The 12,872-nt window shown below is 68.0% G+C and carries 12 protein-coding genes; 11 read left to right on the top strand and 1 reads right to left on the bottom strand.

Annotated elements, in window-relative coordinates; all coding sequences use genetic code 11:
• Window positions 1-8 precede the first annotated feature (8 nt).
• Window positions 9-812: a DeoR/GlpR family DNA-binding transcription regulator gene (locus ABS642_RS08435; RefSeq protein ID WP_282214216.1), complete on the bottom strand. Its 804-nt coding sequence runs from the start codon at window positions 810-812 to the stop codon at window positions 9-11.
• 230 nt (window positions 813-1,042) lie between these two features.
• Here ABS642_RS08435 and ABS642_RS08430 point away from each other — a divergent pair, with 230 nt between their 5' ends.
• The 11 genes from ABS642_RS08430 (at window position 1,043) to ABS642_RS08380 (ending at window position 12,865) form a co-directional block, all read left to right on the top strand.
• Window positions 1,043-2,344, top strand: coding sequence for a sugar ABC transporter substrate-binding protein (locus ABS642_RS08430; RefSeq protein WP_282214215.1), 1,302 nt, complete (start codon window positions 1,043-1,045; stop codon window positions 2,342-2,344).
• Between the two features lie 79 nt (window positions 2,345-2,423).
• Window positions 2,424-3,347: a sugar ABC transporter permease gene (locus ABS642_RS08425; protein ID WP_282214214.1), complete on the top strand. Its 924-nt coding sequence runs from the start codon at window positions 2,424-2,426 to the stop codon at window positions 3,345-3,347.
• Window positions 3,348-3,349: 2 nt separating this feature from the next.
• Window positions 3,350-4,195 (top strand): carbohydrate ABC transporter permease, encoded by an 846-nt coding sequence (locus ABS642_RS08420; RefSeq protein WP_350352968.1) that lies wholly within the window; start codon window positions 3,350-3,352, stop codon window positions 4,193-4,195.
• A 45-nt stretch (window positions 4,196-4,240) separates the two neighbouring features.
• Window positions 4,241-5,104, top strand: coding sequence for a ketose-bisphosphate aldolase (locus ABS642_RS08415; RefSeq protein ID WP_116634594.1), 864 nt, complete (start codon window positions 4,241-4,243; stop codon window positions 5,102-5,104).
• A 33-nt stretch (window positions 5,105-5,137) separates the two neighbouring features.
• Window positions 5,138-6,346, top strand: coding sequence for an ADP-dependent glucokinase/phosphofructokinase (locus tag ABS642_RS08410; protein WP_350352967.1), 1,209 nt, complete (start codon window positions 5,138-5,140; stop codon window positions 6,344-6,346).
• Complete coding sequence (locus ABS642_RS08405; protein ID WP_350352966.1) at window positions 6,343-7,320, top strand: class I mannose-6-phosphate isomerase; 978 nt, start codon at window positions 6,343-6,345, stop codon at window positions 7,318-7,320. Before ABS642_RS08410 ends, ABS642_RS08405 begins: the two co-directional genes overlap by 4 nt.
• A gap of 158 nt (window positions 7,321-7,478) precedes the next feature.
• Window positions 7,479-7,970, top strand: coding sequence for a DUF3817 domain-containing protein (locus tag ABS642_RS08400; protein WP_116634596.1), 492 nt, complete (start codon window positions 7,479-7,481; stop codon window positions 7,968-7,970).
• Entirely contained in the window at window positions 7,967-9,553 is a 1,587-nt protein-coding gene (gene guaA / locus ABS642_RS08395; protein WP_282214210.1) for a glutamine-hydrolyzing GMP synthase, read from the top strand. The genes ABS642_RS08400 and guaA overlap by 4 nt, the downstream gene beginning before the upstream one ends.
• Before the next feature lie 8 nt (window positions 9,554-9,561).
• Complete coding sequence (locus tag ABS642_RS08390; RefSeq protein ID WP_350352965.1) at window positions 9,562-10,950, top strand: glycosyltransferase; 1,389 nt, start codon at window positions 9,562-9,564, stop codon at window positions 10,948-10,950.
• A gap of 194 nt (window positions 10,951-11,144) precedes the next feature.
• Window positions 11,145-11,570, top strand: a complete 426-nt coding sequence (locus ABS642_RS08385; protein WP_350352964.1) for a YciI family protein — start codon at window positions 11,145-11,147, stop codon at window positions 11,568-11,570.
• The gene (locus ABS642_RS08380) at window positions 11,570-12,865 is read left to right on the top strand and encodes an RNA polymerase sigma factor (RefSeq protein WP_350352963.1); all 1,296 of its coding nucleotides are present in this window, start codon (window positions 11,570-11,572) and stop codon (window positions 12,863-12,865) included. The genes ABS642_RS08385 and ABS642_RS08380 overlap by 1 nt, the downstream gene beginning before the upstream one ends.
• Window positions 12,866-12,872: the final 7 nt, after the last annotated feature.

Here is a 12,872-nt window from a genome sequence, read left to right as displayed (position 1 = left end):
TTCTGACGTCAGGGGGTGAGCACCTGCACGTCCGCCTGCGCGAGGGCGGCGGCGATGCGCGCGGGTGGGGGCGCGTCGGTGATCAGGTAGTCGGCGCGGTCCAGCAGTGCGATCTGCGCGAAGAACCTGCGGCCGAGCTTCGTGGAGTCGGCGAGGATCGCTGTGCGCTCCGCGCGCTGGATCATCTCGGACATCATCGCGGCATCGCCGAGGTTCGAGGTCGAGTATCCGGCCTCGTCGATGGCGCCGACCGCGATGAGAGCGAGGTCGCAGCGGATGTCGACCTCCGGTCCTCCCGGCGTCATCGTGAACGTCACGGGTCCCGTCGTGGCCTGGGTGATCGATCGCACAGCTCCGCCGAACACGTACAGATCCCGGAAGGCGGACGGCGAGAGCTCCCCGGGGATGCGGAGGTTGTTCGTGGCGATCGTCAGGTCGTGGTGATTGCGCAGTGCCCGCGCGACCGCGAGGGTCGTCGTGCCCGCGTTCAGCATGATGACCGAGCCGTCTTCGACGAGGCCGGCCGCGATGCGCGCGATCCGCTCCTTCTCCTCCGTCTGCACCCGCATGCGCACGTCGAGCGCGCGGTCCTTCAGGGGGCCGCTCGCGGAGCTGACCGCGCCGCCGTGCGTGCGGACGAGCACACCCTCTCGGTCGAGCTGATCGAGGTCGCGGCGGATCGTGTCGATCGAGACGCCGAAGTGCTCGGCGAGATCGCTCACCGTCACCTGCCCCGTCTGCTCGACATAGCTGGCGAGGTCGGCTTTCCTGCCCGCAGGGAGGCGGCGTCGCGCCGTTCCGGAAGCATCCATGACCTCATCTTTAGCACATTCGGGGAATCAACACGGCATAGTCGTGCAAAAAACGGCACAAGCTGCGGGGAGCGATTCGCGGGCGAGATCACTGAGATTCGGGGACTGAATCGCCCGATCGCAGCAAAGTCCTCCTTGACGAACATGCAGATGTCGGCATAACATGGCTCAAAACCGCATGAAGAAGCATTGAAGCGCGTCATGCGGCACGATCTCGAAGAGGAGAAGTGATGAGCACAGTGGGACGAGGGCGCAGACGAACCCGGAACATCGTCGGCGCCGCGACCGCGGCGGTTACCCTGCTGGCCGTGGCGGGCTGCGCGCCCAGCACGACGGGAGACGGTGGCGGCGGTGACGGCGAAGACGTCACGATCGAGTTCGCCCAGTGGTGGGAGCCGGAGCTGCCGGACGGCGAGTTCCGTGCGCTCATCGACAAGTTCGAAGAGGCGAACCCGGGCATCACCGTCGAGCTGGTCAGCGGTCCGTACGCATCGACCAAGGAGCAGCTCTTCGCCGGTGCGGCATCCGGAACCATGCCCGACGTCGTCGGTCTCGACGGCGCGTGGGTCAACGACTTCGCCTCGCAGGGCGTCATCGCCGACCTCACCGCGCTGATGAAGGAGAACGACTACGACGACAGCCAGCTCGCCAGCCAGATCCAGGTCGACGGCAGCACCTACATGATCCCGGTCGTGAACTTCGTCTACCCGATGTTCACGAACGACGATCTGCTGGCGCAGGCCGGCGTCGACGCGCCGCCGACGAACCGCACGGAGTTCGCGGATGCCGCGGCGAAGGTCACCGCCCTCGGCGGAGACGTCTCCGGCTGGGTGCTCCCGCTGTCGCTCGAGACGCCGAACGGCGTGCAGAACGACGTGATGTCGTGGGTCTGGGCATCCGGCGGTTCGATGCTGAAGGACGGTCAGCCCGACCTGACGAACGACGACGTCACCTCGGCCGTCGAGTACATCGGCGGTCTCTGGGATGACGGCGTCATCGCCTCCGGCTCCTTCACGATGAAGGAGCAGGACAAGGTCGAGGAGTTCACCAACGGCCGCGCCGGAATGATGATCGACTCGCTCGCGCACATCAACCTGATCCGCGAGACGAACCCCGACCTGAAGTTCTCGATCTCAGCGCTCCCCGCTGAGGACGGCTACGACGGCGAACGGGGCATCCCCTACGCGTCCTGGGGCATCGGCGTCGCCGAGAACTCGGAGCACAAGGATGCCGCCTTCAAGCTCGTGTCGTTCCTCATGAGCGAGGAGACCAACTCCGAGCTCTCGACCATGGCCAACGCGTTCCCCGGCAACTCGGAATCCGTCCCGGCCTTCGTCGAGGACGACGAGCTGTTCAAGAAGGCGTTCGAGATCTACCAGGCGGGATACCCGGCGAACGAGTTCACGGGCCTCCCCGTCGCGGAGGAGCTCATGCGCCAGCTCGGCGAGCAGCTGCAGTCGGCGTTCGACGGCCAGCAGTCGATCGACGATGCGCTCAAGAAAGCCCAGGAGGCCTGGAAAGCGGAGTTCTGATCTCCCGCCTCCCGCATGAACGGGGTGCCGCATCGCGGTTGCGATGCGGCACCCGACCAACCAAGGAGCACCGGTTCCCATGAGCCTGAGAACGACCGACGACACCGAGGTGATCGTCACCGGAGTGCCGCTGTCGCGCCGGCGACGTCAGCTGCGCAAGACCACGGAGTCCTACGCCTTCCTGTCGCCCACGATCATCCTGCTCCTCGTGCTGATGATCGTGCCGATCATCATGGTGATCGGCTACTCGTTCCAGGACAACGTCATCCTGAACAAGTCGCCCGAGTTCGTCGGCATCGCGAACTTCGTCGAGATCCTCGGTGATCCCGGCTTCTGGAAGGCGACCGGCAACACCCTCGTCTTCACCATCGGCAGTGTGATCGCCCACCTCGTCCTGGGGCTCGGCTTCGCGATGATGCTCAACAGCACCCTGCTGCACCACGCGGCCCGTGCGATCTTCCGGGCCCTCTACGTCCTCCCGTGGCTCTTCACCGTCGCGGTGATCGCCGTCCTCTGGCGCATGCTGCTCGCCCCGAACGGTGTGATCAACTTCCTGCTGAACACCGACATCGAGTGGCTCGCTTCTCCGCAGCTCGCGCTCGGCACCATCACGTTCATCAACATCTGGGCGGGGTACCCGTTCTTCATGGTGAGCCTGCTCGCCGGGCTCCAGGGCATCCCCGGTGAGCTGAACGAAGCGGCGACCGTCGACGGTGCGAGCGCGATCCAGCGGTTCTGGAACGTCACGATCCCGCAGCTGCGGCCCATCATCGTCAGCCTCGTGCTGCTCGACCTGATCTGGACCTCCCAGCAGTTCGCCCTCATCTGGATGACGACGGGTGGTGGCCCCATCGACGTGACCGAGGTGCTCAGCACGTTCACCTACAAGCTGGCGTTCGCCAAGTACGACTTCTCGCTCGCCGCGACCTCCGCGGTCCTCGTGCTGCTGATGTCGATGGTGCTCGCCGTGTTCTATGTCCGTCATCAGAAAGCGAGGGACTGACCATGGCTCTCACCGTCAAGGGCAAGCGCCGCGTCGCCACCGCGGGTGTGTCCATCGGTCTCCTCATCGGCGCGGTCTTCGCGGCGGGCCCGGTGCTCTGGATGCTGTCCAGCTCGTTCAAGTCCAACACCCAGATCTTCGAGCTGCCCCCGCGGCTGCTCACCGACACCTTCTCGTTCGACGCCTACATCGCGATCTTCACGAACCCCGAGACCATGCGGTTCTTCCTGAACAGCTACGTCGTCGCAGGCTCCGTGACCGTGCTGACCCTGATCGTGGCGATCCAGGCGGCCTACGCGTTCAGCCGGTTCGATTTCCGGGGCAAGCGCATCCTGAACGTGGTGATCGTGAGCGTGCAGGCGGTGCCGCCCATCACGCTGCTGATCCCGTACTTCGGACTCATGGTGGCGCTCGGCCTCTACAACTCCTACGCCGGGCTCATCCTCACCTACATGGTGTTCACGCTGCCCTACGCGATCATCATGATGACCGGCTACTTCAACACCCTGCCGCGCGAGCTCGATGAAGCCGTCCGCGTGGACGGCGCCGGATCCATGACCGCGCTGTGGCGGATCCTCGTGCCGATCTCGGTTCCCGGCATCGTCTCGGTCGGCATCTACACGTTCATGATCGCGTGGAACGAGTACCTGTTCGCCCTGACGCTCACGCGCACGATCGACATGCGCACCGTGCCCATCGGCATCCAGCTGCTCATGGGCCAGCACTCCTACGAGTGGAACCAGATCATGGCGATGAGCGTGCTCGGCTCGATCCCCGTGCTGCTGCTCTTCCTCTTCTTCCAGCGCTACTTCATCAGCGGGCTGACCGCCGGCTCCGTGAAGAGCTGACGCCGTCCGACCGGACCCACGACCACCACGAAACAGGAGAAACACGTGCTCTACACCGGCAAATCCATCCTCGACGTCGCCAATGCGAACAACTTCGCGATCCCGGCGTTCAACATCAGCGACTGGGCGATGTTCACCGGCATCATCGACATCAGCGAGGAACTGAACGCCCCGGTCATCATCGCGATCCACCCCGACGAGGTCTCGCACATCACGACCGATCTGATCACCGCGATGCGCTCGCGTGCCCACAGGGCGAGCGTCCCGGTCGCGATCCATTGGGATCACGGCGGCACGTACGAGCAGATGATCACGGCGTTCCAGGCCGGCTTCACCTCGGTCATGATCGACGCCTCGCTGCTGCCGTTCGAGGAGAACGTCGCGCTGACCCGCAAGGTCGTCGAGGCCGCGCACGCGGTCGGCGTGCAGGTCGAGGGCGAGCTCGGCACGATCGGCGCCAACGACAGCTACGGCGAGTCGGGTGCGGCGGAGATCATCTACACCAACCCCGACGATGCGGTGCGCTTCGTGCAGGAGACCGGCGTCGACAGCCTGGCCATCGCGATCGGCACCTCGCACGGGCTCTACCCGGCCGAGAAGAACCCCGAGCTGCGCCACGACCTGCTCGAGCAGATCAAGGCCGCCGTCGGCATCCCGCTCGTCCTGCACGGCGGATCATCGAACCCCGACTCCGAGCTGCGCCGCGCCGTCGAGCTCGGCGTCAACAAGATCAACATCTCCAGCGACATCAAGGTGGCCTACCACAACCGCATGCGCGAGATCCTCGGCACCGACGAGCGTCTGCGCGAGCCGAACGCGATCCAGCCTGAGCCGATCGCCGCCATGAAGGCCACGGCGGCTGAGAAGATCAAGCTGTTCGGTGCCGACGGCAAGGCCGGTCTCTACTGACGCACACGAATCGACAGTGAGGACGCTCGACGGATGATCGGCGATGTGGACAGGCAGCTGGTGCTCGGGCTCGGCGGCACGGTCGACTACGAGCTGCGGTGGGATTCCGCTGTTCTCGAGCAGCTCGTCCATGCGCATGACGTGCGCATGGACGAGCTCACGACCACGGCGCCCATCGTCGACGAGCGCTCCCTCCTGGTCGCGATCCTCGCCTTCGCCGCCGACGGGATCGGGGCGGAGCGCTTCGTCGCATCCTCCGAGGTCGTCGAGCGCTTCGCCGCGCACTTCGCGTACGAGGTGACACTCGGCGGCACGGGAGTCCGCGCCGGGTTGGTGCTCGACAGCCTCGGCATCCCGAGCGTGCAGCATCTGGTGAGCATCGACGACAACGTGCGCCGGCTGCTTCCCGACAGGATCACGATCGTGTCGTCCGCCGAGGGGGACACCCTGGACCCGCACCTGATCGTGCAGTATCCGGCGGGGGCGCATGTTCGCCTCACGGACGGCGAGGTGGTCTCGCCCGCGGCCAATCGGCTCATCTTCGCCAACGATCCGCCGAATCGGACGATGGCGATCGCCGCCGACTTGTCCGATGCGCTCGCCGACGCCTCCGCGTTCCTCATCTCGGGGTTCAACACGATGCAGGATCACGACCTGCTGGTGCGTCGGCTGAGCGAGCTCCTCACCGCGATGGCGCGCTTGGCGGTGGGGGCCCTGGTCTACTACGAGGACGCCGGGTTCTACACCCGCACCTTCGCCGAGACGGTGCGGGCACGGCTGCTGCCGCACATCCAGGTGTACGGGATGAACGAGGACGAACTGCAGGAGTATCTCGGCAGAGCGGTCGATCTGCTCGATCCGGCGCAGGTCGCCCCGGCGCTCGAGGAGATCCACCGGCTGATCCCCGTGCCCGCCCTCGTGGTGCACACGCGCTGCTGGGCGCTCGCGGTCGGACCGGATGCAGCCCGCCATCGAGAGGCTCTGGAGAGCGCGGTACGGGTGGCTGCGACCCGCTTCCGGCTCGGAGACGGCTTCACGGCCGCGGACGCGGCGGAGACGGCCGCTATGGATCGGCATGCCGGGGGAGTCGCGCTCGTCCGTGCGATCGAGGACACGATTCCGGATGCCGTCGGCGTCGCCGCCTTCTCTCTCGATGTCGCATCGCCGACCACCATCGGCCTCGGCGACACCTTCGTCGGCGGGTTCCTCGCCGCGCACGCCCGGAGCGGAGAGCAGCAGTGAACCCGATCGTCCTCCCCTCGAATCGTCCGCCGGAGCGCTTCTACCGCGGAGGCGCGCGCATCTCCGCGTTCCGTGGAGAGGAGGAGGCGGCTCCACGCGAGCCGGAGGACTGGGTCGGATCCACCACGACCATCCGCGGCGAGGAAGCACTGGGCCTCACGACGCTCCCGGACGGGCGGCTCCTCCGTGACGCGATCGAGGCGGATCCCGTCGCCTGGCTCGGCGACCGCCACGCACGGCGTTGGGGTTCGGACGCCCGTCTGCTGGTCAAGCTCCTCGACGCCGGCCAGCGCCTGCCGGTGCACGCCCACCCGCACGACGACTTCGCCGCCTCGCATCTGGGCCGCACGCACGGCAAGGCCGAGGCCTGGTACATCCTCGAGGGCGGCACGGTGCACGTCGGGCTGCGGGAGGACGTCGCGGTCGAGACCCTCGCCGATCTCGTCGCGCGTCAGGACGTCGAGGCTCTGCTCGGACTCCTGCATGTCATCGAGGTGCATCCGGGCGATGTCGTCTGGGTTCCTCCCGGCGAGCTTCATGCGATCGGTGCAGGCGTGCTGCTGCTCGAGCTGCAGCAGCCCGAGGACCTGTCGATCCTGCTCGAATGGGAGGGCTTCGAGATCAATGGGCCTCAGGAGGGGCATCTGGGTCTCGGCTTCGACCTCGCGCTCACCGCGGTGACGCGGACGGCGCGGAGCGTCGCCGAGATGGGTGCGCTCGTGCACGCCGCGCCGTCGTCGGGATCGGTGTTCCCCCGCGATGCCGACGAGTACTTCCGACTCGTGCGGATGCCGGTGCACGGCGCGGCCATCCTCGAGCCCGGTTTCGCGATCGTGATCGTGACCGCCGGTGCGGTCGATCTTGCAGGGCAGTCGCTCGCGGCAGGGGCGACCGTGCTCGTGCCTGCGGCCGCGGGCCGTCTCGAGGTCAGCGGCGATGGCGAACTGCTGGTCGCGCGTCCGCCCGCGCCCTGAGGCGGCATCCCGCGCACAACGGCGGAGATGGGGAGCAACACGCCGCCGGAACGGACCGGACCCCCCCGGGGGTCGCCTTCGATCTCCGAAGTCGTGCATGCGCGGAGGCGGTGCCGGCGCCTGAATCGGACCGTTCTCACGCCGTCTAGACTGGGTGCATGCCCGAACCGAAAGTCGCCAGCTTTCCGGCGATCCGCGGTGCGCTGAAGTTCTACCAGATCGCGTCGATCATCACCGGAGTCATGCTGCTCCTGCTGGTCGCCGAGATGGTGCTGAAGTACACGCCGATCCACCTCGAACTCTTCGCCGGCGGATCCGGCGGACCGCTCTGGTTCGCACCGGTCGTCGAGGGCCCGGAGGGTCTCGAGTCCACTGGTGACGGCTTCAACCTCTCGCTCTTCATCCTGGTGGCACACGGCTGGTTCTACGTCGTGTACCTGTTCGCGTGCTTCCGCATGTGGAGCCTGATGCGCTGGCCGTTCCTGCGGTTCATCCTGCTCGCGCTCGGCGGCGTGATCCCGCTGCTGTCCTTCATCATGGAGACGATCGTCGCCCGCGACGTGAAGACCTATCTCGCCACGAGGGAGGCCGCTGACGCTTCGACGAGCTCAGCGACCCACCCGAACAATGCCCCGGAAGGTGTCCGTTGACCGAGCATTCCGAGACCGAGCAGCGTCCTGCTCTCGTCGTCGACTTCGGCGCGCAGTACGCGCAGCTGATCGCCCGTCGCGTCCGCGAAGCGGGCGTGTACAGCGAGATCGTGCCGCACACCGCCACGGCCGCGGAGATCGCGGCGAAGAACCCCGTGGCGATCATCCTCTCCGGCGGTCCCTCGTCGGTCTACGAAGAGGGTGCTCCGCGGCTCGACCCCGCCGTGTTCGATCTCGGGGTCCCCACGCTCGGCATCTGCTACGGCTTCCAGTACATGGCCCAGACCCTCGGCGGCGAGGTCGCCCACACGGGGCTCCGCGAGTACGGTGCGACGGATGCCGTCATCTCGGGTGACGGCGGCACGCTGCTCGGTGGCCAGCCGGCCGAGCAGAACGTCTGGATGAGTCACGGCGACCAGGTCGCGAAGGCGCCGGAGGGCTTCGAGGTGCTCGCCACCACCGACGCCACCAAGGTCGCGGCGTTCGCGAACGAGGAGCGCAGCTTCTACGGGGTGCAGTGGCACCCCGAGGTGAAGCACTCCGACCACGGTCAGCGCGTGATCGAGAACTTCCTGCACAAGGGTGCCGGTCTCGCGTCTGACTGGAACAGCGGCAACGTGATCGCCGAGCAGATCGAGCGCATCCGCGAGCAGGTCGGTGACGCCCGCGTCATCTCCGCCCTCTCCGGCGGCGTCGACTCCGCGGTCTCCACGGCGCTGGTGCACAAGGCGATCGGCGACCAGCTCACCGCGGTGTTCGTCGACCATGGCCTCCTCCGCAAGGGCGAGCGCGAGCAGGTCGAGAACGACTACGTCGAGTCCACCGGTGTGCGGCTCATCACGGTCGACGCGGCGGAGACGTTCCTCGGCCACCTCGAGGGCGTGACCGACCCTGAGGAGAAGCGCAAGATCATCGGCCGCGAGTTCATCCGCGCGTTCGAGAAGGTGCAGCTCGACCTCGTCGCCGAGGCCAAGGCCTCGGGTGGCGCTCCGGTGAAGTTCCTCGTGCAGGGCACGCTGTACCCCGACGTCGTCGAGTCCGGCGGCGGAGCGGGCACCGCGAACATCAAGTCGCACCACAACGTGGGCGGACTTCCCGACGACCTCGACTTCGAGCTCATCGAGCCGCTGCGCGCGCTGTTCAAGGACGAGGTCCGCGCGATCGGCCGCGAGCTCGGCATCCCCGAGGCCATCGTCGGCCGCCAGCCCTTTCCGGGGCCCGGTCTCGGCATCCGGATCATCGGTGAGGTCACCGCTGACCGTCTCGAGATTCTGCGTGAAGCCGACGCGATCGCTCGCGAGGAGCTGACGAAGGCCGGCCTCGACCAGGAGATCTGGCAGTGCCCCGTCGTGCTCCTCGCCGACGTGCGCTCGGTCGGCGTTCAGGGCGACGGCCGCACCTACGGCCACCCGATCGTGCTGCGCCCGGTCTCCAGCGAAGACGCCATGACGGCCGACTGGACCCGACTGCCCTACGACGTGCTGTCGAAGATCTCGAACCGCATCACGAACGGCGTCCGCGACGTGAACCGCGTCGTGCTCGACGTGACGTCGAAGCCGCCGGGAACGATCGAGTGGGAGTAGGGGACGCCGTGTCCCCGGATACGGCGGCCGGGGAGCTCCCCGACGCCGAGTACCTGGTGTTGTCCAGCCGTCTGATCCCGGGCCGGGACGGCGGATACACGATCGCCTCGCTGGCCCGCGCCCGGCAGCTGGCCCGTGCCGGCGTCGCCGACGGCTGTGGGCCGCAGCTGCTCACTTTCGATCCCGGTACGGCGGCCGCGCACGCGGAGCACCGGGCGTTCTTCGCCGAGCACGGCGAGCTGACCGACCCGTCGCGGATGCGCAATCTCTTCGATGAGGCTGCCGCGCCCGGCGGGGGAGCGGCAGCCTGGCTCCTCGCGGCGGCGGATGCTGCGGCGGCACCCGAGCCCGGTATCGAGTACCGGGTGCTCGAGGACGCCGACGGCCGCCCGTTCGCGGCGCTGCCGGTCATCCCCGGGAATCCCGACTGGCATCTCACCGCGCAGCCCGTGCTGATCCACGATGCATCGGGGGAGGTTGTGGGCGGTGTCCGCGGGTTCCGCGGGCTGTACTGTGCGTGGCTCGACCACGTCACGGCGTCCTTCGGCGACCGCCGCATCGTCGTGATCTGCGAGTCCCGACAGCTCGGCGAGCTCGTCGCGGACTGGTCGGATCCCCGTGTGCGCATCATCCACCCGATCCACACCATCCACCTCGAAGCGCCGTTCACCCCGGATGCGCCGATGAGCGTGTTCTGGAAGCGCTGGCTCGCGCTCGCCGACCGGTTCGACGCGGTGGTGTGGCCGACCGAGACGCAGCGCGACGACGTGGTGGCCCGGTTCGGCGACGCGGCGCGGCACGTCGTCGTCCCCAACCCCATCACACCGGTCGAGCGGCGGGATGACCTGCGCGAGGACGGCCTCGTCGTCGTGCTCGGGCGGCTCGCTCCCGCCAAGCGCGTCGATCAGGCGATCCGCGCATTCCTCGCCGCCGATGTTCCAGGTGCCCGGCTGGAGATCTGGGGCGAGGGAGCCGAGCACGAGAAGATCCAGACCCTGCTCGACGAGCTCGATGCGGGGGAGCGGATCCTGCTCGCGGGCTATACCGACGACCCGGGGCGGGTGCTCGATCGTGCGTCCGTCGTCGTGACGTCCACGGCGTTCGAAGGCCAGCCGCTCGGAGTGGTCGAGGCGCTGCTGCATGGTGCGCCCGTCATCGCCTACGACGTGCGCTACGGCATCCGCGATGTGCTGCAGCAGGGCGGGGGAGTCCTGGTCCCCGGCGGCGACGTCGAGGCCCTGGGCGACGCCCTGCGGCGCGTGCTCACTGATGACGAGTGGCGCGCGCGGCTCAGCGCCGAGGCCCCCGCGGTCGCAGCGGCCTGGAACCCCGAGCACTCCCTCGCCGCTCTCGCCGCGGTGATCCGGGACGCGGTCTCGCGTCCTTCGCGTCGCTGAGCTCCGTCTCTCGCGCCGCTCCGGTCGCAATTCCTGCCGCCTCGGCCGGCGAGGGGCGGCCGAAAGCGCGACCGGAACGACCGCAGAAAAAGAATTTCAAGAAAATCTCCCGAGGATGTCGATCCGGGGCATTCCCGTTCGACGTCTGTGATGAGAGGGTCGAGAGACGGCCCCCCTCGAACAAGGAGAACATCATGAAGTACATGCTCATCATGCGCGCGACCGACGAAGCGGTGGAGTCCTTCAAGGAGATGCCGTTCGAAGAGGTCATCGAGGCCATGGGAAAGTACAACGAGTCCATGATCAAGGCCGGCGTGCTGGCAGCGGGCGAGGGACTGACGGATGCCGCCGAGGGCTTCGTCGTCGACTTCAGCGCCGAGACGCCCCTGATCACCGACGGCCCCTACGGTGAGACCAAGGAGCTCTTCAACGGGTTCTGGATCATCGAGGTCTCCAGCCGTGAAGAGGCTGCGGAGTGGGCGAGCCGTGCTCCCCTCGGGCCCGGTTCGTTCCTCGAGGTGCGTCGGGTGACCGGTGTCGAGGACTTCCCCGCCGACAACGAGTGGATCCAGAAGGAAGAGGGCTGGCGCGAGGAGCAGGCTCAGCGCGCACAGCAGTGATGGACGACTCCTCTCGCAGCGAGACGGCGCGCTCCGCCCCCGATCAGGGGTCGGTGGAGCGCGTCGTCGCTGCTGTGTGGCGCATCGAATCCGCCCGCATCGTCGGCGCGCTCACTCGTCTCGTCGGCGACTTCGGTCTCGCAGAGGACCTCGCGCAGGAGGCGCTGGTGGACGCGCTGAGGCAGTGGCCGGTCGAGGGCGTTCCGCGCAACGCGGCGGCCTGGCTGACCGCGGTCGCGAAGCGGAAGGCCATTGACGGCTGGCGTCGCCGCGAGCGGCTGGACGCGCGGGTCGCGCTGCTGGCCCACGACCTGGAGCGCGAGCAGGCGGAAGCGGGCGACATGCTGTGGGATCCGGATGCCGTGGACGATGACGTCCTGCGCCTGATCTTCATCGCGTGCCACCCGGTGCTCTCGAAGGAGGCGCAGGTCGCCCTCACGCTCCGCGTCGTCGCAGGTCTGTCGAGCGAGGAGATCGCGCGGGCCTTCCTCGTGCCGACCGCGACCGTGCAGCAGCGGATCGTGCGTGCGAAGAAGACGCTGGCCGCCGCGAACGCGCCGTTCGAGGTGCCGCCTCGCGAGGAGCACGCGCAGCGCCTCGGAGCGATCCTGGGCGTGCTGTACCTGATCTTCAACGAGGCTCATGCGGCGTCGAGCGGTCCGGACTGGATGCGGCCGGAGCTCAGCGATGAGGCGATCCGGCTGGGCAGAGTGCTGGCGGCGCTCATGCCGGGAGAGCCCGAGGTGCACGGTCTGCTCGCGCTCATGGAGCTGACCGCGGCGCGTTTCCCCGCCCGCGTGGACGCGAACGGCGATCCGGTGCTGCTGGCCGACCAGGACCGGCGCCGCTGGGATCGCAGCCGCATCTCGCGGGGTCGTGCGGCGCTGGCTGCGGCGGATGCCGTCGGTCGCGGTCGCGGGGCGTACAGCCTGCAGGCCGCGATCGCCGAGTGCCATGCCGTCGCGGCATCCGTCGACGACACGGACTGGGACCGGATCGTGCTCCTCTACGAAGCGCTGGGCCGGATCGCTCCGTCACCGGTGGTCGAGCTGAACCGGGCCGCCGCGGTGGCGATGGCCACGGGGCCGGCATCGGCGCTGCGGATCATCGACCAGCTGTCCTCGTCCGGCGTGCTGCGGGGCTACCATCTGCTGCCGGCCACGCGCGGGGAGCTGCTGCTGCGTCTGGGGCGCGAGGAAGAGGCGCGGAGCGAGTTCGCCGTGGCCGCAGGGCTCGCCGGGAACGACCGGGAGAGGGCGCTGCTGAACCGCAAGGCGCACGGACACGAAAGATGACCCGTCC

It is taken from the genome of Microbacterium sp. A8/3-1, assembly GCF_040267695.1.
GTDB classification, from domain to species: Bacteria; Actinomycetota; Actinomycetes; order Actinomycetales; family Microbacteriaceae; genus Microbacterium; species Microbacterium luteolum.
Note: the sequence above shows the minus strand (reverse complement) of the source record. Positions and strands in the feature narration are given on the sequence as shown.